The 23,161-nt window shown below is 46.0% G+C and carries 18 protein-coding genes and 8 tRNA genes; 2 read left to right on the top strand and 24 right to left on the bottom strand.

The window, feature by feature from the left end:
• Window positions 1-53 precede the first annotated feature (53 nt).
• The gene (locus LSG31_RS16395) at window positions 54-530 is read right to left on the bottom strand and encodes a PaaI family thioesterase (RefSeq protein WP_347436134.1); all 477 of its coding nucleotides are present in this window, start codon (window positions 528-530) and stop codon (window positions 54-56) included.
• 256 nt (window positions 531-786) lie between these two features.
• Window positions 787-2,406 (bottom strand): long-chain-fatty-acid--CoA ligase, encoded by a 1,620-nt coding sequence (locus tag LSG31_RS16390; protein WP_347436133.1) that lies wholly within the window; start codon window positions 2,404-2,406, stop codon window positions 787-789.
• 236 nt (window positions 2,407-2,642) lie between these two features.
• On the opposite strand from LSG31_RS16390, the gene LSG31_RS16385 reads away from it, so the two are divergent.
• On the top strand, window positions 2,643-3,155 hold the full coding sequence (locus LSG31_RS16385; RefSeq protein ID WP_347436132.1) for a hypothetical protein: 513 nt from the start codon (window positions 2,643-2,645) through the stop codon (window positions 3,153-3,155).
• Window positions 3,156-3,214: 59 nt separating this feature from the next.
• Here the strand turns inward: LSG31_RS16385 and LSG31_RS16380 are convergent, their stop codons facing one another.
• From LSG31_RS16380 to LSG31_RS16295, 18 genes are all read right to left on the bottom strand, one after another.
• Window positions 3,215-4,045, bottom strand: coding sequence for an alpha/beta fold hydrolase (locus tag LSG31_RS16380; RefSeq protein ID WP_347436131.1), 831 nt, complete (start codon window positions 4,043-4,045; stop codon window positions 3,215-3,217).
• A gap of 162 nt (window positions 4,046-4,207) precedes the next feature.
• Window positions 4,208-4,278 (bottom strand) — tRNA-Gly (locus LSG31_RS16375).
• 3 nt (window positions 4,279-4,281) lie between these two features.
• Window positions 4,282-4,374 (bottom strand) — tRNA-Ser (locus tag LSG31_RS16370).
• A 10-nt stretch (window positions 4,375-4,384) separates the two neighbouring features.
• Window positions 4,385-4,460 (bottom strand) — tRNA-Thr (locus LSG31_RS16365).
• Window position 4,461: 1 nt separating this feature from the next.
• Window positions 4,462-4,536: transfer RNA gene (locus LSG31_RS16360), tRNA-Asn, on the bottom strand.
• 65 nt (window positions 4,537-4,601) lie between these two features.
• Window positions 4,602-4,678, bottom strand: a tRNA-Pro gene (locus tag LSG31_RS16355).
• A gap of 35 nt (window positions 4,679-4,713) precedes the next feature.
• A tRNA-Gln gene (locus tag LSG31_RS16350) sits at window positions 4,714-4,788 on the bottom strand.
• A 36-nt stretch (window positions 4,789-4,824) separates the two neighbouring features.
• Window positions 4,825-4,900: transfer RNA gene (locus tag LSG31_RS16345), tRNA-Trp, on the bottom strand.
• Between the two features lie 10 nt (window positions 4,901-4,910).
• Window positions 4,911-4,994 (bottom strand) — tRNA-Tyr (locus LSG31_RS16340).
• A 299-nt stretch (window positions 4,995-5,293) separates the two neighbouring features.
• Window positions 5,294-5,533, bottom strand: coding sequence for an RNA chaperone Hfq (hfq, locus tag LSG31_RS16335; protein WP_347436130.1), 240 nt, complete (start codon window positions 5,531-5,533; stop codon window positions 5,294-5,296).
• 50 nt (window positions 5,534-5,583) lie between these two features.
• Window positions 5,584-6,576, bottom strand: coding sequence for a tRNA (adenosine(37)-N6)-dimethylallyltransferase MiaA (gene miaA / locus LSG31_RS16330; protein WP_347436129.1), 993 nt, complete (start codon window positions 6,574-6,576; stop codon window positions 5,584-5,586).
• Window positions 6,557-7,351 (bottom strand): class I SAM-dependent methyltransferase, encoded by a 795-nt coding sequence (locus LSG31_RS16325; protein ID WP_347436128.1) that lies wholly within the window; start codon window positions 7,349-7,351, stop codon window positions 6,557-6,559. The genes miaA and LSG31_RS16325 overlap by 20 nt, the downstream gene beginning before the upstream one ends.
• Complete coding sequence (gene mutL / locus LSG31_RS16320; protein ID WP_347436127.1) at window positions 7,348-9,204, bottom strand: DNA mismatch repair endonuclease MutL; 1,857 nt, start codon at window positions 9,202-9,204, stop codon at window positions 7,348-7,350. Before mutL ends, LSG31_RS16325 begins: the two co-directional genes overlap by 4 nt.
• Before the next feature lie 10 nt (window positions 9,205-9,214).
• Window positions 9,215-11,914: a DNA mismatch repair protein MutS gene (gene mutS, locus LSG31_RS16315; RefSeq protein ID WP_347436126.1), complete on the bottom strand. Its 2,700-nt coding sequence runs from the start codon at window positions 11,912-11,914 to the stop codon at window positions 9,215-9,217.
• 223 nt (window positions 11,915-12,137) lie between these two features.
• Window positions 12,138-13,634, bottom strand: coding sequence for a tRNA (N6-isopentenyl adenosine(37)-C2)-methylthiotransferase MiaB (miaB, locus tag LSG31_RS16310; RefSeq protein WP_347436125.1), 1,497 nt, complete (start codon window positions 13,632-13,634; stop codon window positions 12,138-12,140).
• A 243-nt stretch (window positions 13,635-13,877) separates the two neighbouring features.
• Window positions 13,878-14,102 (bottom strand): hypothetical protein, encoded by a 225-nt coding sequence (locus LSG31_RS16305; RefSeq protein WP_347436124.1) that lies wholly within the window; start codon window positions 14,100-14,102, stop codon window positions 13,878-13,880.
• Entirely contained in the window at window positions 14,099-15,283 is a 1,185-nt protein-coding gene (locus LSG31_RS16300) for a Ger(x)C family spore germination protein (protein ID WP_347436123.1), read from the bottom strand. Before LSG31_RS16300 ends, LSG31_RS16305 begins: the two co-directional genes overlap by 4 nt.
• A complete protein-coding gene (locus tag LSG31_RS16295; RefSeq protein WP_347436122.1) occupies window positions 15,280-16,800 on the bottom strand; it encodes a spore germination protein in 1,521 nt (506 codons plus the stop codon). The genes LSG31_RS16300 and LSG31_RS16295 overlap by 4 nt, the downstream gene beginning before the upstream one ends.
• 207 nt (window positions 16,801-17,007) lie before the next feature.
• On the opposite strand from LSG31_RS16295, the gene LSG31_RS16290 reads away from it, so the two are divergent.
• On the top strand, window positions 17,008-17,289 hold the full coding sequence (locus tag LSG31_RS16290; protein ID WP_347436121.1) for a hypothetical protein: 282 nt from the start codon (window positions 17,008-17,010) through the stop codon (window positions 17,287-17,289).
• A gap of 7 nt (window positions 17,290-17,296) precedes the next feature.
• On the opposite strand, the gene LSG31_RS16285 is transcribed toward LSG31_RS16290, so the two are convergent.
• The 4 genes from LSG31_RS16285 to LSG31_RS16270 all read right to left on the bottom strand — a co-directional run bounded on the left by LSG31_RS16285 (window position 17,297) and on the right by LSG31_RS16270 (window position 23,091).
• The gene (locus tag LSG31_RS16285) at window positions 17,297-18,598 is read right to left on the bottom strand and encodes a YheC/YheD family endospore coat-associated protein (RefSeq protein WP_347436120.1); all 1,302 of its coding nucleotides are present in this window, start codon (window positions 18,596-18,598) and stop codon (window positions 17,297-17,299) included.
• Window positions 18,599-18,775: 177 nt separating this feature from the next.
• Window positions 18,776-20,242, bottom strand: a complete 1,467-nt coding sequence (locus tag LSG31_RS16280) for a putative amidoligase domain-containing protein (protein ID WP_347436119.1) — start codon at window positions 20,240-20,242, stop codon at window positions 18,776-18,778.
• Between the two features lie 58 nt (window positions 20,243-20,300).
• Window positions 20,301-21,692 carry a YheC/YheD family endospore coat-associated protein gene (locus tag LSG31_RS16275; RefSeq protein ID WP_347436118.1) on the bottom strand — a complete coding sequence of 464 codons (1,392 nt, stop codon included), beginning with the start codon at window positions 21,690-21,692 and terminating at the stop codon, window positions 20,301-20,303.
• Window positions 21,693-21,735: 43 nt separating this feature from the next.
• The gene (locus LSG31_RS16270; RefSeq protein ID WP_347436117.1) at window positions 21,736-23,091 is read right to left on the bottom strand and encodes a YheC/YheD family endospore coat-associated protein; all 1,356 of its coding nucleotides are present in this window, start codon (window positions 23,089-23,091) and stop codon (window positions 21,736-21,738) included.
• Window positions 23,092-23,161 lie beyond the last annotated feature (70 nt).

The raw sequence follows: 23,161 nt of genomic DNA, 5'->3' as shown, positions 1-23,161 counted from the left end.
TCTGTTCCATGCGTGTTTATTTTGATTTCCGTATTTATTCATTTGCGCTTTATTCATTTTCGATGATAAAACGTGGCCGTTGCAGAAGCCACCAATGTTCCTGTTTCATTCCGTACTTCACACCGGGTCCCGTTCATTTGTGATCCTTCTGCTATCACATCGGCTTTCGCGATTAAATACTTCCCAAGCCCTGGTTTATGGTATTGAACATTCAAATTGAGTGTCACACCAGAGCGTTTCGCTTTGAGAAAACTTGCATATCCCATGGCATTATCACATAAGAGAGCAGTCACACCACCATGGACCATTTGAATCGGATTCAATGTCATGTCCGTAATCGGAATGGTAAGAACCGCTTGGTTGTTCTCCGTATCTTCTATCCGCTCTTCTTGCAAGAAATAATGGAGAAAGTAAAACTGTTCTTCTCTTGCCAATTTTGATGCTTGAGCAGCTTGTAAAGCCTTTTCCAAATCTTCCGTTTCAAACTCTTGCAACGCTTGCAACATCTCTTCCCGTGTCAAAAAAGCCACTCCTATTCCTCTATATCTTCCTATCTTCAAACGACTAGTCGTTTGAAGATAAAAAAAGAAAATCCCTTTCAAGTTTCAGTCAAAACATCCTTCAGTCAAAACATTCGATTGTATGTTCGTTGTTTTCGTCTATTTTTCCATTATATCATTCACTTGGAAGGATGCAACATTTTCGTACCGCATTGGCTGTCGTACCACATCATTGACAAAAGACCAGTTGTTTCGCAGTTTACGCCTGTATCATTCGTAAATCCAACTAGGGAGCACTGGTTTCTTGACGCAACTCCCGTCGTAAAATTTTGCCAACAGCCGTTTTGGGGAGCTGGTCGCGAAACTCATACATTCGCGGTACCTTATAAGGAGCCAAATGGGCTCTGCACCATCTGTCCAACTCTGCTTCCCATTCGTTTTTATCTCCCTTTTGTCGCATCACGACAAATGCTTTTACCGTCTCCCCGCGATACGCATCCGGTACTCCGATCACGACCGCCTCCTGAACATTCGGATGTTTGTATAATACTTCTTCCACATCTCGCGGATACACATTGTAGCCACTCGATAGGATCATATCCTTTTTACGATCGACGATATAAAAATATCCATCCTCATCCATTCGTGCAATATCACCTGTATAGAGCCAGCCATCCCGCAATGTTTGTGCCGTTTCATCCGGCATATTCCAATACCCTTTCATGACTTGGGGGCCACGGACGACAAGTTCTCCTAATTCTCCAACGTTTACAAAATTCTTCCCCTCGGTTACATCCACAATCCCCGCTTCTGTCCCTGGTGCGACCATACCGATACTTCCTGGTTTGCGTTCTTGCCCGAAACGCATGCTGTGAGTGACTGGAGAAGCTTCCGACAATCCATATCCTTCCAATACTTTTGCACCCGTTTTCGTTTCAAATTGTTTCATGACTTCATAAGGCAGGGGAGCAGAACCGCTGTTGCAGATATCGATGCAATCCACGCCATAGTCGCCTGCATTCGGATGATTGGCAATTGCCATGTACATTGTCGGAACACCCGGGAAAAACCGGGGGCGATACGTCTGAATCGTTTGCAGGACTTCATCAATTTGAAATCTTGGCAATAGAATCATTGCAGCGCCATTGATCACTGCCAAATTCATTGCAGCCGTCATCCCGTATACATGAAATAACGGCACAACAGTCAATATTTTATCTTCTGCTGAAATTTTTTCTTTTCCCAACATTTGCAAAGATTGATAAGCGTTTGCCACGATATTTTGATGTGTCAACATCGCTCCCTTGGAACGCCCAGTCGTTCCGCCGGTGTATTGCAATACGGCCACATCCGCTTCCGGATCTATCGGAGTTTGTGGGGGAGTGGGAAGTTTGCGCTGCATTTCCTGCTGCCATAGGAAAACATTTTGCACAGCCGTCTTCGTGTCATCGATCCCTTTGGTGTGATTTGCAAAACCAACCAAAATACAAGCCCGCAATTGCCTCACATGATCCGATTCTCGCAAATTTGAATAGAGCTGATCCAATACAATCCATACAATTGCGTCAGAATCTTTCAGCAAAAAGTCGACTTCACTTTGTACATACATGGGATTGACCTGAACGAGGATCGCACCTAAGCGGGCACATGCATAAAAACTGATCACATACTCAGGGCAATTCGGCAGCATGACAGCTACCCGGTCACCCTTTCGAACCCCTTTGTCGTACAATACTGCCGCTATCTGCTCTACTTTTTGTCGGAATACTCGATAGGTTATATCTTTGCCAAAAAAAATCATCGCCGTATGCTCGCAATACTGCTGTACTGTATTCTGCAATACATCAAAGATCGAATACGAAGGACACGCAAACGTTTCCCCAGTAATTTTGCTGATATTGGCCATTTCAGCAACCCCTTTCCCGTGCAAGCGGATTGACTTACATCCTACATTACATCCTACATTACATCCTAATTGCAATTTCCTCGAAACATTCCTGATGTGTCAATCGATTTTGCTTTTTGCAAACAAACAGTTTTCAAAAACAGTTCAACAGGCTAAAATACTTATCATAACGATGATTGTAAAAGTAAAAATACGCCGTATTTCACAAATGAACATGGTATAAGGAGTGGGAGTACATGTCGTTTTTTGGGATTGTCATTATCATTTTGCTGATTTACTGGTTTATTGTTCGACCCTTTACACAAAACAAGAACCGGAGATTTGACCGATACGATCCACGCGGCGGTTATGGATCGAATGGAGGATATGGTCCGGGCGGGGGATTTGGGCGTTTCAGCGGTGATTCCTATGGATATGGCGGCGGAAATGGTTTTGGAGGAGGAGGACGAGGATTCGGGATGATGGCTGGCGGTTTTGCAGCTGGCGCACTTCTTACATATTTGCTTGAGCAAGGAAGGATTAATGCGGCTCAATATGATGCATTTCAGTTAATGGAGCAGGATCAATTGATTCAACAATTGCAGGAGCAAAATATTCTTCAACAACAAGAAATCGATGATTTGATGTATCGCAACAGTGGCGATTTTGGCGGACCGGATCAAATGGATTATAACGATGGAAGTTATAACGACAACAGCTTCGATGATCCCTTTGATGGCGGAAACGGAAATGACGATACATGGGTGTAATGATTCATAAACATGTGAAGGGAACAACCGCTTGAGCAGCAGTTGTTCCCTTTTCGTTTTTAAAGCTGAATCTGTGACGAGAGCCACGAATTGCCGGGGGCGGAATGTTCAGTCAAAAATTTGTGGACGATCGGCCAAACTTCTGTAAATTTTTCAAATGCCGCCATATGTCCCGTCTGTTCAATAATATGTAAATTCGCGGACGGGATTTGCTTTGACATTTCAATCATATCCGGCAATAATGGAAGATCCTCCCGTCCGCAAATCAATAAACATGGCATATCCATTTCTTGCAATGGGAGATTTGCCTGTTGTGTGCGAATGGCTTGTACCTGCAATAAAAAATCTTCCAATGATTGCGTATCATTTTCTATCGAGTACTTGACAAAACCGTCGATATACCCTCGATGCCGATGAGTTGACGGTCCACATAGCCAAGTGGCCACTGAGCGATAGTACTCTTCCAACGGCATATATCGGCGCATTCGTTCCCAAGATTGCAAGATGGAATCATACCAGGGACTTACACTTGCCGTCGTCGACATCAAAACCAAGGATTTGATTCGCCTGGGATTCGAATCAGCAATTTGTTGCGCAATTCGTCCACCTAGTGAATTGCCGATTACATGGGCATCCTGAATATTCAGATAATCAAACACACGCACCACATCTTGCGCCATATCCGATATCGTATAGGGTTCCGTCGGTCTGCCCGATTGTCCGGTTCCCCGATTATCCAATGTGATACAGCGAAAATCCTTTTGCAGCCGCTGCACATATGGTCGCCAATTCCCATGATTTCCGCCCAAACCGGTAATAAAAACAACCGGCTCTCCCTGCCCCGAATCTTCATAGTATATAGCAGGATGAATCTGATCAAATAAAGGCATATTGAACTCCTCCATTTCTAGCGTTTGAGTCGAAATGTATCCCTATCGGGTAAACGCTGAACTTGGCTCTTTCGTGCCTGAGTCGAGACTTTTCCCTTGGGGAAAATAATAAAAGAAAAAGACCACACCTTTGCAACTTGAAGGTTTGGTCTTTTGTTTAGAAGCGGGTGATGGGAATCGAACCCACGCTATCAGCTTGGAAGGCTGAAGTTCTACCATTGAACTACACCCGCAAATGGCGGAGCGAGAGGGATTCGAACCCTCGATACGGTTTTAGCCGTATACTCGATTAGCAATCGAGCGCCTTCGACCTACTCGGCCATCACTCCAAGCAATATCTGGAGCTTCCAACCAGAATCGAACTGGTGACCTCATCCTTACCATGGATGCGCTCTACCGACTGAGCTATGGAAGCATGGCTCCCCGAGCAGGATTCGAACCTGCGACCCTCCGGTTAACAGCCGGATGCTCTACCGCTGAGCTATCGAGGAATACTCTTGGCGAGACTTAGCCATCCATGTGGCTTGTGAACTAAGCCTTGATGCCAAAAACAGTATGGTCGGAGCAGAGGGATTCGAACCCCCGACCTCTTGGTCCCAAGCCAAGCGCGCTACCAAGCTGCGCTATGCTCCGATCGATGCAATACAACCAAAATGAAAAAGTGCAACTGGCTGGGGATGAAGGATTCGAACCTTCGCATGACGGAGTCAAAGTCCGTTGCCTTACCGCTTGGCTAATCCCCAATCAAAAATGGAGCCGCTTTGCCCAACTGATCCTAATGGCAGGGGTGGCAGGACTCGAACCCACGACATGCGGTTTTGGAGACCGCCGTTCTACCAGCTGAACTACACCCCTATGATCTTAATGGTGGAGGGGGTAGGATTCGAACCTACGAAGCTTCCGCAACGGATTTACAGTCCGCCCCATTTGGCCACTTTGGTACCCCTCCATACAACCCACATCGTTTTGCCTTTTTATCAAAAGCTCCGGCAACAGCGACGTGTATTAATATATCATGGTTTAAAATTTGTGTCAACATATGAAAATCATTATATCTTTATAGAAATTCACATCAAGATCCTTGTTCTTCTTATCATTGCATGTCTTACGAGATCGAAGAATGTCTTATAAGATCAAAAAAACATCTAACGCAAGACAAGCACTTACGTTAGATGTCTCATGTACAAAAGCAACGCGCGGCTCGAAAAATCATTTGAAAAACGGTTCAAGCAAACTTGGGATTCCCGTTTAGGCTTGGGTGTTTTCAATGGAAAAATTCACAGTTTTTAAAGGTGTGAATGTTGATACGGCATGCTTATAAACCATTTGCTGCTTGCCTTCACTCTCCACAATGATCGTAAAATTATCAAACGCCTTCACATGTCCGCGAATTTGAAAGCCATTGACCAAATATATGATCACCGGGATATTTTCACGCCGGATTTGGTTAAGAAAGTTGTCTTGAATATTAATCTGTTGTTTGTTCACAGTCAAAAACCCCCACTACAATTTAGTCTCAAAATATATTCGTGGCATATCTATAAAATTCCTTCTATTTCTGACACCATTTTTTGCAATATAATTGCTGAATCTTCCTCATCTACATGAAACCATTTGATTTCCGGAAATCTGCGGAACCACGACAATTGGCGTTTTGCATACCTTCTTGAACCTTGCTTAATCATGGCAACCGCTTCATCGAATGTGCACTCGCCCGAGATATATGCCACTATTTCTTTATACCCAATCGCCTGCATGGATGTACAGTCAGGTGTAACATGATTTTTTAACAAATCTTCGACTTCTTCCAAAAGCCCTTTTTCAATCATATGATCGACACGCTCATCAATATGCGCATATAAGTTTTCCCTGTTTCGATTCAATCCAAACATCAACGTCCGAAATTGTTTGTTTTCCCCATATTCCCCATATTGTTCCGACATGGGAGCACCTGTCACATGATAAACTTCCAATGCCCGAATCACCCGCCGCAAATCATTGGGATGCAATCGATTCGCCGCTTTCGGATCGATCTCCTGCAATTTTTGATAGAGTGAATATTTCCCTGTTTCCGTTTCGCCTTGTTGAAACAGTTTGTCACGATATGTACGATCTTCCTTCGCTTGCGTAAACGTCATCGTATGTGTCAGCGATTGCACATAAAGTCCGGTTCCTCCAACAACAATCGGAATTTTTTGTCGTTGGTAAATGCTTTCCATCGATTCCAAAGCCCATTCACGATAATCCGAAACAGTAAATGGTTTGTCTGCATCTACAATATCGATACAATGATGGGGAATCCCTTGTCTTTCCTCTTGGGTTGCTTTTGCTGTCCCGATATCCATGCCGCGATAGATTTGCATCGAATCCGCAGAAATAATTTCACCGCCGATTCGCTTGGCCAATTCGACACCGAATTTCGTTTTTCCGACAGCAGTTGGTCCGACGATGCAAATCAGCGGCCGGGATTGCTTTGCATGCGGCAGCTGCATAGCAGGGTCCGGGCATGTATTATAAGTCGATATATCCATACGCGATATTCATGGCCCCCTTCTCTACTTTTGTAAGCCCTAACCGTTCAAACTCACTGCTGAAAAACCGTTCTTTGACAATCACACGTTTTCTTGCTACGCGCATGGCCTGTCGGATCGTATCCGTCGTCAGGGGATGATCATTCCCTATTTCCCGCAATAGGTCGATTCCCGCAGACTGGGCGACCGTTCGCCGAAACATCGGGTCAAAATATACGATGTCATACGATTTGTCGGGAAGAGACGCTAAATGCTCCTCATGACTTCCCTGACAGATTCTGACCCGCCGCATCGCTTCATCCAGCTCGGGAAATTCCGGATAGCCCATGTGCAGCCCTTTTTTGACGAGATACGTAATCCAAGGTTCCGATTCGATTCCTTTGACTTTTCCCTCCCGACCGACTGCATATGCAAAAACGATTGCATCCGATGCGAATCCTGCCGTACAGTCTAAAACGGTATCTCCGGCTTGCAATTGACTAATCCGCAGCAACGGATCCTCTTCCCCCCGGAGCAAGCGTTTGATTCGGATGGTCGCCATACCCGGGTGGTAGAAGAACATTTGCCCATTCATGTAGAGTTCCAATCGATTGCCGCAGACAAAGACGGCTTCCACCTGCGCACGTTCTTGTATGACTGGAATCGAGTATTTTTTTCTTAAAACAAATGGTGCACCCAACTCTTCGGCAAGCTCTTGCGCTTTCGAAATGAATGCGGGCGTCGTTTTGATTACTGTTGTCACAACTGCTGTACGTGTATTCGAATCATGTATCATTGAATCCTCTTGAACTGTTTTTCTAATTCATGTGTTGTCAGCCGAATGATTACTGGTCTGCCGTGGGGACAGGAAAACGGATTGTCCAAACGGCTTAACTGATCGCACAGTGCTTGCATTTCCGGCATGCTCAACCAGCGATTGGCTTTGATCGCGGCTTTACAGGATTTCATAATAATACGCTCTTCAATCCGTTCCAGCGGCTGCTTCATATAGCCTTGCACCAACAGCTCATCAAACGTATCCTGCACCAGTTGCTGGGTTTCCAACCCTTCCCATATAGTAGGAACCGTGCGGACCAAAACCGAATTTCCTCCGAAACATTCAAATTCGATACCGATTTGCTCGAAAGTATCCGTATGTTCTTTGAGCAGCTGCAGATCCTGAATGCGGACTTCATACGAATAGGGAACGAGCAAAGGAAGTTTCAAAACGCCTTTTTGCTGCATCTTTTTCGTGAATGTTTCGAATAACACTCGTTCATGTGCCGCATGCTGATCGATGATATACATGGCTTGATCGTCTTGTGCGACAATGTACATGCCAAGCACTTGAGCGATTGCCTGTAACCGAAGTGTGCCGGAGTCTTTTGGTTCTTTCGGTTGTTCCAAGCCGGACTTTTCTTCAGCAATAACCGCTACCGCTGAAGTGTCTGCCGCCTTAAGATCCTGCTCCAAAACGGATCTGCTTTGCTGCTGCATCGTCTCCTCCCGGTCGTCCTTTGGCCTGCCATACAATTGTTCCGCTGTCCAAGCCTGCTGGGAAGTTCGAATGGGACTATGCCTCGGCTCTCCTGGCGCATGCCCGATATTCGTTTGCAGAAACATGCCTTTGCCTTTTGTCAGATCTGCTTGCGGAATCCAGGCCTTTTGTTCCAGCGCTTGCGAAACAGCCGATGTGATCGCATGAACGACATCCCCTTCTTCCGAGAAGCGGACTTCCGTTTTATTCGGGTGCACATTCGGATCGACAAGTACAGGGTCCATCTCAATCTGGAGCGCGACGATCGGATACCGATGAATGGGCAGGCGGGTATGGTAGGCCCGCAGAATTCCGTTTTGGATGGCAAAATTCCGTATGCTTCTGCCATTCACATAGAGATTCATATGTTGGCGGGACGCACGGTTGAATTCAGGTGCGCCGATACAGCCGGTTACTTTGTATTCTTCATTGCTCCACTGAATTGCGATCATTTTTTTCGCCGCTTCATTCCCATAGACGGCTGCCATCACATGCAAAAACTGACCGTCGCCAGGCGTTTGAAACACGAGGCGCTCTTGATGATACAGGCGAAATTGCACACCCGGATGCAGGATCGCCATCCGTGATACATAATCGCTGATATGATGAAATTCCGTCTGCAGGGATTTTACATATTTCAGTCTTGCCGGAGTGTTATAAAATAAATCCCGCACCGTGATATCCGTTCCTTGATTGCGTGCAATCGGTTCCTTGCACACAAGCTTGCCGCTTTCCACGCAAACCCGAATCCCGCCTGCAACCGTTTTTCCTTTTGTTTGCAGCTCAATTTTTGCAACGGCTGCAATCGACGGCAATGCTTCCCCGCGAAACCCGAGTGTACGAATCCGGAATAAGTCCCGTTGATCTTTGATCTTGCTTGTGGCATGACGCTCGAAACAGAGAATGGCATCCTCTTCATCCATTCCATCTCCGTTGTCTGCAACTCGAATGGACTGCAATCCGCCTTCCCGGACTTCGATATCGATTTGCGTCGCTTGCGCATCCAATGCATTTTCTACCAATTCCTTGACGACAGACGCCGGCCGTTCCACAACTTCTCCAGCCGCAATTTGGTTGGCCAGCGATGGATCCATAACACGAATGTTCGCCATATGCCGCGATTCACCTCCGGTTCTTGTTTTGTATCCGTTCTTGCAACAGAAACAATTGATTCATCGCTTCCAGCGGTGTCATACGAATCAAATCGAGTGTCTGTATGGCCTGAATGATATCCTCCTGCAAAGCATCCCTCGGCTCTTTTGCCTTTTCTCTTTGTTTTGCATGTTCTTGTTTTTTTGTATATCCTTCAAAAAGCGAGAGTTGTGCAGGAGCTTCCGCTTCTTGCTGCTGTATGGGAGTGGCAGTTGCCGCAAGTTCCCCGATGACTTCCTTTCCCGATTGGCCTTTGGATTCCAACATTGTCAATATTTCATTGGCACGCTTCAGCACCGCGTCCGGAAGGCCTGCCAGCTTGGCGACATGGATTCCATAACTGCGATCTGCCGGTTGGGGAATGATCTTCCGCAAGAAAATAATGGAATCTCCAGTATCCTCAACATGCGTACTAAAATTCTGAACACCCGGCAATTGATGTCCCAATTCGGTAAGTTCATGATAATGTGTTGCAAATAATGTCTTGGCGCCGATTTGCTGGCGATCCTGCAAGTACTCGACAACCGCCCGGGCGATGCTGATCCCGTCATATGTGCTTGTCCCTCTGCCAATTTCGTCGAGTACAATCAAACTTCGTGGTGTCGCATGCTCTAAAATATTTGCCAGCTCCACCATTTCCACCATAAACGTACTTTGTCCGCCTGCCAAATCGTCTGCCGCTCCAATGCGCGTGAACACTCGATCCACAAGGCCGATGCGGGCGTAGGATGCCGGTACAAAACTGCCGATGTGGGATAAAATCACAAGCAATGCCACCTGCCGCATGTACGTACTTTTTCCTGCCATATTCGGCCCTGTAATCAACATAATTTGCTGATCTCGGCAATTGAGCAGCGTATCATTGGCGACAAAGGAACGCCCCTGCAGCATCTGTTCCACAACCGGATGGCGGCCTGCATGGATTTCGATCACGTCTGACAGATCAAGCACAGGGCGAACATATCGATGTTCTGCCGCAACAGATGCCAATGCATAATAGACGTCGAGCTTGGCCAATGCATGAGCCACTCTTTGCAACGTATCAACATGGTCGACAATATACTCCCGCACTTCCACAAACAATTCGTACTCAAGCTCTGTCAAACGCTCTTCCGCATGCAGAATTTCGGCTTCCCGCTGCTTGAGCTCTGCAGTTACATAGCGTTCCGCGTTGGCAAGGGTTTGTTTCCTTTCATACTGTTCAGGAACGAGATGGACATTCGTTTTGGTCACTTCGATATAATAGCCAAATACTTTGTTGAAACCGATTTTTAACGATTTGATCGTTGTCTTTTCCCGCTCTTCCCGCTCCAATTCGGCAATCCACGTTTTTCCCTCGCGAGCGATCAAGCGCAGGCGATCGAGCTCCGGATGGTATCCGTCCCGTATCAAACCGCCATCTTTCAGGCTGATTGGAGGATCTGGCACAATCGCATGTGCAATCCGGTCCATCAACTCTTCGTAGTCGCATAAATCTTTTTGAATCCCGTTATATTCTGCGCTTTGAAACTCTCTGATCAATAATTTGATGGGCGGAATCTGCTCTAAGGATTGACATAATGCAATCAAATCCTTGGCATTCGCGGTGCCATAGGATAACTTTGCCGTCAATCGCTCCAAGTCATAGACGTTGCGCAGCAATGGTTTCAGATCCTGGCGTATGAGATAGTCTTTCATAAGTTCTTCCACTGCATCTTGCCGTCTTGCTATGGCTTCTGCGCGTTGCAATGGGGCAAGCAGCCATTGTTTCAACAGCCGGCTCCCCATCGTTGTGATCGTCTGGTCGATGACCCCGAACAGGCTGCCTTGCTTTTTGCCGTCTCGCAGCGTTTCGGTCAATTCCAGGTTTCGTCTGCTGCATGCATCTAATATAAGTGTATCTTTCCAGTTGACTCGCTGCGGTTTTTTAACGTGTGGCAGCATCCGTTTTTGGGTATTTTGGATATAGTCAAGCAAGATTCCGCAGGCAGTGCGTATACCAGGTCCGGCAACAGCGGCATCCTCAAGAATCGACGAACCAAATTGCCGACACAATACATCCTGATCGTTTGCAGCCGATTGTAAAGAAGCATGGAGTGTCACAGTGATGGACTGTAAATTGGGCTGCTGAAAACTTGCTTTGAGCTGTTCATACGTATGTTCTGTCACGACAAGTTCAACCGGCTGAAATGCAAGCAAACGTTCGACAACCGCTTCTTCATCGAGTAAATCATCTACGAATACATCACCTGTAATCACATTGACAAAACATGCGGAAAAACTGCCGCTGTCCGGACAATCGGCAGGCGATACAATAGTGACGATAAAGATCGATTCTTGATTCCCGTCATCCAAATAGGTTCCCGGTGTAATGACGCGGACGACTTCCCTGCGCACAATTCCTTTAGCCTCCGCAGGATCTTCCACTTGTTCGCAAATGGCAATTTTAAATCCGCGCGCAACCAAACGTTTTATGTATCCTTCCGCAGCATGATACGGAACCCCGCACATGGGCACGCGTTGTTCCAAACCCGCGTCACGTCCCGTCAGCGTAATTTCCAGTTCTTTAGAAGCTTGTAAAGCATCATCAAAGAACATTTCGTAAAAATCGCCAAGGCGAAAAAATACAAGAGTATCTTTATACGCTTCTTTGATTGACAAATATTGCTGCATCATTGGCGTAAGTGCCATGAATGAATTCCTCCAACTCCAAACGGAACCTTTACCTTCAGTATAGCATGTGAACAATTACCGTTCAGCAATAGAAAAAGGATTCGAAAGCCCATTTTCAGGGAACTCCCGAACCCTTTCCTATACGATTTTCCTACACTATCGCGAGCAGCCATATCCTACCGCTCCCTGAGTGGCCAAAGTCAAACGCTGGCATATCCTTGGGGATACCCTTGAGCAAATCCTAGCGGTTTGGCGCAGCATCTTTGACTTCCAGGAGAGAACCTTTTAATGTCCATGTCTGAACATCCGCAATTTCCACCATCACCAGTTGACCGATTCGCTTTTCCGATCCCTTAAAGTGCACCAATTTGTTGGTTCTTGTACGCCCGGACAACATGTCCGGATTTGTCTTGCTCACGCCTTCCACCAAGACTTCAACAACCTTGCCTTGCAAACGAAGGTTTTTTTCCAGACTGATTTGATTTTGCAATTCCATCAGACGATTCAGACGGTCTTTTTTCACTTCCATTGTAATATTGTCTTCCCACTTCGCTGCCGGTGTCCCTTTGCGCGGAGAATAAATAAACGTATAGGCGCCATCATAGCGGATCCGCTGCAGCAAATCCAACGTATCCAAAAACTGTTCTTCCGTTTCACCGGGAAAACCTACGATAATATCCGTAGTAAGAGCAACGTCCGGAATGCTGCTGCGAATTTTATCCACCAGTTCCATATAATATTCCCGCGTATGGCTGCGATTCATCCGTTTCAAAACATCGTTATTGCCTGACTGTACAGGAAGATGGATATGTTCACAGACGTTTTTTGAATGTGCGATCGTATCAATCAATTTATCTGTAAAATTCCACGGATTGGACGTTGTAAAGCGAATCCGGTCAATGCCGTCTACACGGTTGACCTGCTCCAATAAATCGGCAAAATCTACTGTTTTCAAATCCAGTCCATAATCATTCACATTTTGCCCTAGCAGAGTTATCTCGCGAAATCCTGTCTTCGCCAATTCTTCCACTTCTGCCACGACATCAGACGGAATGCGGCTGCGCTCACGGCCGCGGGTATATGGAACAATACAATAGGTGCAAAACTTATTGCAGCCATAATGGATATTTACCCAGGCCTTGGTTCCTTCCATGCGGGCTTTTGGCATATTTTCCACCAATACAGGCTGCGCTTCCTCCCAGACTTCGAAAATTGCTTCTTTCGTCTGTTGTGCCTGCTCGATTAATTCCGGCAACCGATGCACATTGTGTGTTCCAAATACAATATCCACCTGCGGATATTTGGCTTGAATCCGCTGGCGAACCGGCTCTTCCTGTGCCATACAGCCACAGATCCCGATGATCATGCCAGGATTCAATCGTTTTAAGGGCTTTAATCGACCGACTTCTCCCCATACTTTGGATTCCGCATTTTCACGGACCGCACACGTATTAAATAAAATAAAATCCGCTTCATCCACATCGGAAGCCTGCGTATACCCCATTTCCTGCAATAAACCTGCCATAATTTCCGAATCGTGTTCGTTCATCTGACAGCCATATGTCAAAATCGAATATTGTTTCCCTTGCATACTATCTTTTAAATGAATCGGCATCTGATAGGTTGCTACTTGCAAATCTTTCTCTTGCATCGAAGGCCGGTGCTTATTCCCCGCGTTATCCATAGCATCCTGTCCGAGCTTCATAAGTTCGTCGAGTGAGATCAAATCCTTGCTCATATCTGATCTCCTTTCTAATATAGAATTAGTCAAATATCGATTGAGTAAAAATGATCAGAGACATGTTTACCCAATCGCGTCTATTGCCATTCAAAATTTGAAATATTTCGCTGCTGTACATCTTAATATCCTGCATATGCAAAAAACACATGAAATTAAAATCTGTGCACGTCAAGAAAGCCTGCAGATCTGCAGGCTTTCTTATTATAACAAATATACAGACGGATACAAAATACTTTTTATTTAAGGAAAAATCCATCGAGCTACGGGATGGAACAGGCGGATAAATACGTCTCCCAAATGGGGAAGCGGAACATCCAGAAGATAAAGGGCTCCAAAGACCATATCGACGGCAACGATGCTGCCGAATACAACAGCATCCCGGATCAGCCGCTTGCGCATAAGGGAACGACAATTGAACCAAATGAAAACCGTAAGAACCGCTATATAAGCAACGGTGCTGATCATTTTTTCACCTCGTCTTGTTTCCATTCCAACCCTGGCCCATCCATGCCAACACGCCTGATTTGGGTATTTACTTTCACATCGAGTTGCATCGTCGGTATGATCTTGCGCCATTGCCCTTTGATTCTTTGCCACTGGCTTAATTGACTTCTATGAATGTATTCGCCAAAACTTACCGGATCCGTATCTGTCTTCTTCGTTGCATCGATCGCCTTTTGAATCCGTGTGGCAATTGCTTTGCTCATATACGTATTGCAAATGTCTACATATTCTGGATTGCTCAAATCTAATTTTGTATTATTTTCCATTACATATCCTTCTGTTTTTATACGAATATGCATCGTTGCATGGTTGCCATGAACTTCCGGTGTCACTTTTGTGGCAGAATGAATGAGCCGAACGGTAATATAGCCAGTTTGTTTGGGTATGGTAAATGTAATAATTCCCTGCCTCATCTCGTCTCTGGCCCAGAGAATTCCTCTTGTCAATGTATCATCGAGATATTGAACCAGTTTTCCATTGCGAAAAACAGCAGATCCGTTGAGATGAAAGGGGACTTTATTTTTGTCGATGTTCTTATTTAATTCAATGACAGCGCAAATGGGGTCGCCGCCTTCTTCCGAAAGCATCGTGACCAGATCTTTGATTGTCGTGGAAACTGACAGTTCAGACATCTGCATCTCCCGAATTCCTTCAGAAGTAATGCGTTCGAGAGGATATGTCTGTTCCAACACTTCTTTTGCAGTTGTACCGCGAGCGACAAGCACATACGAGCGCAGACGATTGGCCGGTTCCCGGGTAAAGTGATCGATCACATTTTCAATCCCGTGTTTTGCCAACTTTTCTCCGATAATCAGAATGCGCCGATGTGCCGTGAAAATTCGCCGGGAGAGTTTTTCTTGCATTTTTCCCGAAATATCACCGATGTCTTTTCCGCTCCCAGACACGATCAGGAAAGGTTTTGCATTCGATTGACCACCGGTGCCTGTCATCCCTTGCGACATGGCGGAAGGATTTACGATCTCGATGGTTGACATTAATTTCCCATCTTCTGTCATATCGATCCCTCTGGCCACAACCAGTGCCAAGTCATTAATTTCGACGCGATCCCAGCAACCGGTTGTCGTGACAGCAACAAGACCGAGTGTTAGCAGGTAATAGATCGATCTTTTCCAACGCGTCATCGCATATCATCCTCTGGCGACGGCTTTTGATCTACAGCCATTCGTTGCCGATCTGCATGCATACCGTTCACTGGGCGTCTTGTCAAGCTCCATAAAGGCGCGCGGACAAAAACATCTTTCAGATGACTGACTTTCAGCGGAGCTAACGGTGAAAAATAGGGAATTCCAAACGAACGCAGGCTCGCCAAGTGAATTAATAGAGCGAGCATCCCCAACACGATCCCGTACAGCCCTAACGTTCCAGCCAGAAAAATCATGGGAAAACGCAGCATCCGTATGGCAAATCCGGTGCTAAACCGGGGAATGATAAACGATGCAATCCCGGTAATGGAAACGACAATTACCATGGGTGCCGATACAATACCCGCTTGAACGGCTGCCTGTCCGATCACCAAACCGCCTACAATGCTGACAGATTGGCCCACCGGACGGGGAAGACGGACACCTGCTTCCCGCAGCGCTTCAAATGTGATTTCCATAAACAGCGCTTCGATAAACGCGGGGAATGGACTGGATTCACGGGCGGCGGCAACGCTGATCAACAGATTTGTCGGCAGCATCTCTTGATGAAACGTGGAAATCGCCACATAAATGGACGGCAAAAGCAATGCGATAAATAAAAACATATACCGCACCCAGCGGACAAGTGTAGCCGAAACATATTTTACATAATAATCTTCCGCTGCCTGCATCCCCACCCAAAATGTCATCGGGGCAAGCAATGCAAATGGCGTACCATCGACAAGTATGGCGACTCGTCCCTCAAGCAAGCCGGCCACGACAACATCGGGGCGCTCTGTATCCTGGATTAAAGGAAAAACGGTATAGGGTGTATCCGTAATAAATTCCTCGATATACCCACTTTCCAGGATGCCGTCGATTTCGATCGCTTGGATCCGATTCTGTACTTCCCCCACGATATCCGGATCGGCGAGTCCCTCGATATACATCACCGCCACATCCGTTCGCGTAAGTGTACCGACCTGCATGATTTCTGCTTTTAATTTGGGTGAGCGAATTCTCCGACGAATTAACATCATATTTGTCGCAATGGATTCGATAAAGCCTTCCCTTGACCCCCGAATGACCGCTTCTGTCAACGGTTCCGCAATCGATCGTTTTTCGTATTGCTGTAAACTTACCATCGTTGCTTCTCTATAGGCATCTGCCAGGATCGCCGTATCCCCTTCAAGAATATGCGAAGCAACCTGGTCCAATTGCTGTATTTTCCTTTTCTGTGCGGCACGTATCGGTTTGCCTTCCAGAAGCGGCTCGATTACAGTCAGCTCTAGTTCCTCTTGTGCCACCATCCCGTTTACATACACACAAAGGACATTTGTTCCGTCAAGGAGTTGAAACTCTCGAAACACAACGTCGGAACAGCGGGAAAAGATGCTTTTGAGAGCAAGTTGATTGTCTTCCAGAGTTGAAAACAATGGACGTTTCCAATCATCCAAATTTGAAAGCCCCTGAACGATCCTAGAGGAATTGTCGGAACTCTGGTGCTGTTTTTTCATCTTGCACATCCTTCCTAGAGTCTTCCGAGCTAGTATTCGCCATTTTATGAAAAGACTTGCATTTTTGCGTGTTTCCGTTAAAAAACTATCCCTCCTGCACAAGCATACGTCTTGTGAAGAAGGGATTCATAAAAAAACCATTGCTATAGAAATTTCTTCCATGTACAATAAAAGGCGCACAAACACCTTGATTTAGGAGGAATCGGCATGTCAGAAAAACGAAACGTCCCGACGTTCCGCGTCTTTATCCAGCCCTATAACAAGGAATCAGCCGAACTTTCCTATCACGGCCCCGTCGTATCTCCCGATCAATTGGAAGTGGCGCTGTCATTACGGGATGTTTATACGATTTGCTCGAAGTTCCAGAGTTGTTTGATTTATGATCGCAAATGGCACTTGGTCAATTGGTCGTTCGTAGTTGAAGTGACAAAAGGTTCCCGATTCTTTTCCCTGCCTTGGCCGTTGCGCGATGCAACGCAAGCGAAGTAATCAACCCTTATACATAAAGACCTTCGGCATAATGGATGATCCTAAGCAATGAACGCAGGCGAATCGTTGGTTCATCGAACTTCATCGGCTTTGCATTCGCTTCGATGAACCAAGGCTTCCCATTGTCATCGACACCAATATCCATTGACATTTCCCCTACATTGGAAATATTTTTTTCGATTTGTTGTGCCGAGACGAGGGCCAAATGTTTGATTTCATTGTAAATCCTTGCCGAATTGCCAGGAAATACGTCCTCCAGAACTTGCTTGGCATTGGCAATTTTTCCGCCGTTGGGAACATGTGTCGTGATACCGTCCAGCCCTGCTACCCGCGCGCCCAGGCCCGTTACCTTCCAACGATGCCTGCGGTCTTTTTGCAGCAATACGCGAAAATCAAAGATTCTTCCTTGCCAATTGGCAAGCTGCACACCTTCCTGAATGATATAGTTTCCTCTTGCAATCCACTGGGAAATCGTACTTACCGCAGGCTGCAGTTGTTGATAATGCCGTACGATTTGTTCCCCTTGCAATTGTTTTTTAATGGTCCAACCGGAATAGGATCGGTCGATGCGAATAATTCCTTGACCAATGGTTCCATTGGCAGGTTTGACATAAATGATCGGTCGGTTCCGCAACCATTGGATCAATTGGTTGCGGGATTGAAAAATCTCTGTACGCGGCAAATATATGCGCGTTTCTTCCGAGTCAGACATATACTTCATCAATTCAACCTTATTAAAGAAACGGCTATTGTACAGATGTCCCTTTGTTTTCTTAATTAGCCATTGTTTTGCTTCGATTGCCATCGCATCACGTTCTCGCGCCCGATTTGGAATCCTGTTATACACGACATCAGGTATCGGCAAGTCAACCAGAACCCAAGGTTTATTCTTATAACCCGTCCATACATATCCATGAATCTGATTTTGTTCATACACAATCGATTCTGGTGTCAAGACGAATACGCAAGTATGTGTATGTTTTCCCATTCGGCTCAGATCACGGTGATCTGTACGATTGCCGCCAAACGTTTGACCGCGAACGGAAGTCAAGATTCCAAGTATCGGCCCTAAGACCCATTCATCGTTGTAATGGAATAATCGAATGGGAATCGAGAGTTCTATATCTTGCAGTTTGCGCAATGTAATCGGCCATGCTTTCATTTCACCGTTCAATCCCAACCGAGCAACGAGCTGTTTTTGTTTCTCGGCAAAACACTGTTGAAAATCTTTCCGCCGCATCCGTATCATCCATTGTGTTTGTGCACCTGTTCGTACTCGATCCAAAAACACTCGTACGTTTCGCACCATTTCTCAAGCCCTCTCTCGACTCATTGTCAGTTTCCAACGATTGTGTCATATAGCAAAAGGGGTGAACCAAACACTCCTGTAAACATCCATGTCAACATATTGTATGTAAATCCTGCGTACGGCGTGTGACGTTTTCCACAGAAACTTCCCGCAATTTATACGAAAAAAGCCCAGCGATTACCCCAATCGCCGAGCAAGTGACTTTCTGTTTGCATTTGTGATGCTTGTCGGAACGGCAGATGAAATCCTCCAATTGCGCTTGATATCTTCCGATTCGTTCCAGCATTCTTCCTGCCGAACCATATCTGCAATGATTTGCAATTGCTGTTTATAATCACCAAAATTCGGCAATTGCGACAACTCACTCCATACCCGTTCGAAGATCGGCCGGAAATATAGTTTGTTCGAAGCATAAAATGCCTGCTGAACATCCGCATCAACAAATGGGTTATATGCCAATTGACGGTGGTATTGGGCGACCAGATACGCCAAGCAGATGACTGCTTTGGCAATATCAGGATTCACAATCCAACTGCCAGGTGTTCGATATTCGAAGCCGCCATGATCCTTGTGCCGAATATCTCCCAAAAATCCGTACCGCGGCCGACGGCGGGTCGAGGATTGCGGGTCTTCGATCAGCATGACCGGAATCGCCAAATACGTGTCAAGTGCTTTAGCGATCTGGCTGGAAAACGGAATTCCGCTAAAATGAATGTGGCCGCCGATCGGATATCCGTGAAACGGCATGCTGCCGGCGAGCCAAGCAACCCCTTTGCGGTTGATGAGGCGCTTTGCTTCCATCATCGCATGATACAAATTTTCAAACAGATCCAGTGGTTTTTTTTCTGGTGCCGGTCGCAATTCTGCAAGGGGATATCGTTTGCCGTCCCGCTGTATGCTGCGGGCATCGCATCCGACAATTCCCTTGCGTGGAAAATATTTTGATGCCAGCACCATTTTTCCCTGTTGATTTCGCAGCATAAATTCCAAATCAGTCCCGATCAAAAAGGATTGATAGGCATTTGGAGCTTGCGCATCGTCTGCGATATAAGAGCGAATGGCCTTACTGAAGACATCCAGCATTCTCCCTTTTAAAATCGGGTTTGGCGTGACATCCAGCACATACATCCAGCCTCTTGCATTTGTTCCAATGCTGACAAGTCCAAAATCCAGTCCGAGAGTATGAATGGCACGCGCAGCATACAAACACACTTTTGCCGTGACCGCATCATGATCTGGAGATACTTCCTGAAAGGAATCTTGCACTTGGGTAATCCGTTTGTTCAACCAGATGTCTTTTCCATCCGATCGAAAACATGTCAATGGTTTCAGATCAAAAATCGGCACTCGATATTGACGGACCATTGTGGGATTTTTTAATGTATTGGAATCCGAATCGATCGGACAGCGGATTCCGGAGCGTTGTAACATCCGCAACATGTGCAAACGGTTTTGCGTGTTTGCAATTGCCAGCCTTGGATTTAACTCGAGATGAAATTCCCGCTCAAATTGAAAATTCCCCCAGCGGATCACAATATCATCATTTGCCACCTGCTGAATCGAGTCTGTGCCTTTGCACATTTCCAAACGTTTCAGAAGCCGCTTGGCGGACGGTTGGCCGGAATGCAAGAGTGTAAAGCCCATCGCCGCGTCTCCCTTCTTTTCTGTAATAGTAAATCACACCTTACGAACATTTGCGATTTCAGGAGAAAGCCAAAAATCGCGCATATTCCATCGGTCTATGGAAAGATCGTTCCACGACCGCCAGCGACCCATGTTCGGTTTCTGTTTTTTTCCATGGTTTGGCGTTTGCTTCGATCACCCAAAGCTTACCATTTGTATCTATTCCCAAATCCAATCCCAATTCACCCAGCGAGATCTCTGCTTGTTGTTCGATTGCAAGCGGTACAACCTTGATGCAAGAACGGATGTCTTTCAAGATCTGGCTGACTTTTCCTTGATCCCGAAACATTTCTTGCAATGTTTCCCGGATCGGCCGGGCATCACCGCCAGTGGTTAAGTTGGATGTGATTTCTCCTTGTTTGGCAATTCGCACAAACATTTTTGTCCGGGACCATTTCCCTTCCCCGTCTTTTTGCATCAACACGCGTATGTCGAATGGCCGTCCCTGGTAAGCCAGCAGGTTCAAACCTTGTTGCACGATCAGGTGATTCCTCTGCCTTTTTTTCAGAATCTGCAATGCTTGAGCAGTCCCTTTCGCGTATCCTTGCACCGTTTTTTTTCGCTGCTTCAGTTGATAATAAATCCGACCGTCCGCTAAACGGGTCAACTTGATAATGCCAATGCCAAGGCTTCCGTGAATGGGTTTCAAGTAGAGATTCCCGTAGCGGTTCAACAAGGCATCCGTAGCGGCAGGATTTTCGTAGCGCACAGAATCCGGTACATACTTGCTTGTTGCAGCATCCCCTGTCAACCATTGATGCACTTGCCATTTGTTAAAAAACCCTTGGTTAAAAAACCGTTTTTGCATCAATTTTTGCAACCGTTTGGATGCTGCCTGCACGTTTGCGCGTGTTTCGAATTTGCGCGTGGAAATTTGATCATATACGACATCAGGCAATGGCAGTTTCAATCGTCTCCATTGCCCTTCTCCTTCTTTTGCCGCAATATATTGGTATGCCCATGTCATATCTGTGGCCCATTCGATTTCGAGCGGTGAAAAAACATAGCCCATCATTCCCAAATCATTTGCCGCGTCTAATAATTTGCGAAATGCCGGTTCTTGCTCGCCATATACCCCTGATGCCGGTTTGTAACGCACATGTGCAAGGATCCCGACCAATGGACCGATCTGTAATTTTCCTTTTGCGCTGGAGTAGTATATCGGCAGCAACCGATCTTCGGGGATTTGTAATGCTTCCAACACATCTGCCGTGCAATAGATCGTGGATTCCTCGGGCTTTTGCCACCGATGCCGCTGAATCACCCGAACTTCTATTCGCTTCAGGCCGAATTGTAGTTCAATGATTTCCATTTGCTTTATTTTGTACGTATCCATTTGGTCAAAAGTAAGGAAAAGTTCATGCTTTCGCCCGGGAGGTCCTTTCAAAAATATCATGTTTTCTTGTTTCATTGCAGAGCCTCCGTTCATACAGAGGTTTGTCACAAGCTCGTGATTAAAATCCTTTTGCGTATTTAGCATATTCAAGTGGGCGCAGAAGTGATAGTTGCCGGACTTCCGGTTGGCATAATCGCAACATTTTCCGTCCAGGACGGGGATTTACTTCAATAATCCAGATCCTGCCGTTTCGATCCACACCCAAATCAACGCCCAATTCCAAAACGCCGCCGACTTTCTGATCGATCGCAACAGCAACACTTCTTGCGATTTCATCCATTTCCTCGAGAATTTCTTTTGTCGAACGCGGGAGTAAATTCGAATGGCCATATAGCCACTGTTCCGCCAAAACAGCTTGACCACCTGTATGAATGTTTGTAGAAATTGTTTTTTCTCTTCCGATTCGGCAAATCCGAGCCGTTATTTCCCAGTTTTGATTGGGAAGTTTTTGAATCATCCAGCGAAAATCCGTAAGATGGTTTTGATGCTTCAGTAAATGCAGTGATTGTTGCAGCAAGTACGATTGGCTCGAAATGGGGAGCATTTGTTTATTTTTTAAAAGATCTGTTCTCTTGATCTTTTGCATTTGCGAGGGAATTGCCGTATTTTCGATACGTATGATACCATTGTGTTTTCCGTTGGTAAGTTTATAAATCCCTTTTCCTTGCGTGCCTCGTACCGGCTTTACATACAACGATTGGTACTGTTCCAACAAATCAACCACTTGCTGTGACTGTTTTTTATACAGTTCCGTATACGGGAGATGCTTGCGCAGCGGTTCATAGTTCCAAAGCCATCTGTAAACTGACCACTTATCGCCAATATCTTTTGCCATGAACATGATATCCCCTGATTTATCCAAAATATTCAGATCTGTTTTTGCCTGCCGATACACACCTTTGGGAAATGTTGCAGCTTTCCGGATCACGATATCAGGATACGGCTGTTCACACCATATCCATTTGTCATAGGATGTTCCCCGCGCACCAAACGCTCTCTGTTCCCGCACGGAAATTCCACCAGGGATTACAGCATAGACGTACATTCCCTTTTCTTCACCGATTCGAATGGTATCGCATACCATACGCGTCATATTGGGAAATGGCGGTTGATTCTCTGGACTTCCAACAACATACAATGCAATCACCGGTCCAAATTCAAGCGTATCCCCTTTTTTCCGAACCGAAATGCGACCGCCTTGAAAATGCAATCGTTGTCCGATACGATTGGAAAACACTACTTCTTCACGAGTCGTTGCGCGTATGACTGCATGTACAGATTGGGAGGAGATTTTTATGCGCATGCGTGTTCCAGGTTTGCACGACAATTGCTTGAATAAGCGTTTCGGCAGCCCGACTTGGCAACCCGGCCATGTTGAATCCATTTGTACATGACAAATCAATGAATGTTGCAAGCTCCATCCCACACTTTCTTTCGACAATCCGCTCAACTCGGGAATATGACAGATACACGAAAGCCGTGTC

The organism is Fodinisporobacter ferrooxydans (assembly GCF_022818495.1).
In the GTDB taxonomy this organism is placed as follows: Bacteria; Bacillota; Bacilli; order Tumebacillales; family MYW30-H2; genus Fodinisporobacter; species Fodinisporobacter ferrooxydans.
This window is presented reverse-complemented; position numbering and strand designations above follow the sequence as displayed.

Coding starts and splice junctions, on each gene's coding strand:
- LSG31_RS16285 (WP_347436120.1), bottom strand. CDS start 18,598: ATGGTGCGAAACGTACGAGTGTTTTTGGATCGAGTACGAACAGGTGCA.
- LSG31_RS16275 (WP_347436118.1), bottom strand. CDS start 21,692: ATGAAACAAGAAAACATGATATTTTTGAAAGGACCTCCCGGGCGAAAG.
- miaB (WP_347436125.1), bottom strand. CDS start 13,634: ATGAGCAAGGATTTGATCTCACTCGACGAACTTATGAAGCTCGGACAG.
- LSG31_RS16390 (WP_347436133.1), bottom strand. CDS start 2,406: ATGGCCAATATCAGCAAAATTACTGGGGAAACGTTTGCGTGTCCTTCG.
- LSG31_RS16385 (WP_347436132.1), top strand. CDS start 2,643: ATGTCGTTTTTTGGGATTGTCATTATCATTTTGCTGATTTACTGGTTT.
- LSG31_RS16295 (WP_347436122.1), bottom strand. CDS start 16,800: ATGAAAAAACAGCACCAGAGTTCCGACAATTCCTCTAGGATCGTTCAG.
- LSG31_RS16380 (WP_347436131.1), bottom strand. CDS start 4,045: ATGCCTTTATTTGATCAGATTCATCCTGCTATATACTATGAAGATTCG.
- LSG31_RS16280 (WP_347436119.1), bottom strand. CDS start 20,242: ATGGGCTTTACACTCTTGCATTCCGGCCAACCGTCCGCCAAGCGGCTT.
- LSG31_RS16305 (WP_347436124.1), bottom strand. CDS start 14,102: ATGATCAGCACCGTTGCTTATATAGCGGTTCTTACGGTTTTCATTTGG.
- LSG31_RS16300 (WP_347436123.1), bottom strand. CDS start 15,283: ATGACGCGTTGGAAAAGATCGATCTATTACCTGCTAACACTCGGTCTT.
- miaA (WP_347436129.1), bottom strand. CDS start 6,576: ATGGATATATCGACTTATAATACATGCCCGGACCCTGCTATGCAGCTG.
- mutL (WP_347436127.1), bottom strand. CDS start 9,204: ATGGCGAACATTCGTGTTATGGATCCATCGCTGGCCAACCAAATTGCG.
- LSG31_RS16325 (WP_347436128.1), bottom strand. CDS start 7,351: ATGATACATGATTCGAATACACGTACAGCAGTTGTGACAACAGTAATC.
- mutS (WP_347436126.1), bottom strand. CDS start 11,914: ATGGCACTTACGCCAATGATGCAGCAATATTTGTCAATCAAAGAAGCG.
- LSG31_RS16290 (WP_347436121.1), top strand. CDS start 17,008: ATGTCAGAAAAACGAAACGTCCCGACGTTCCGCGTCTTTATCCAGCCC.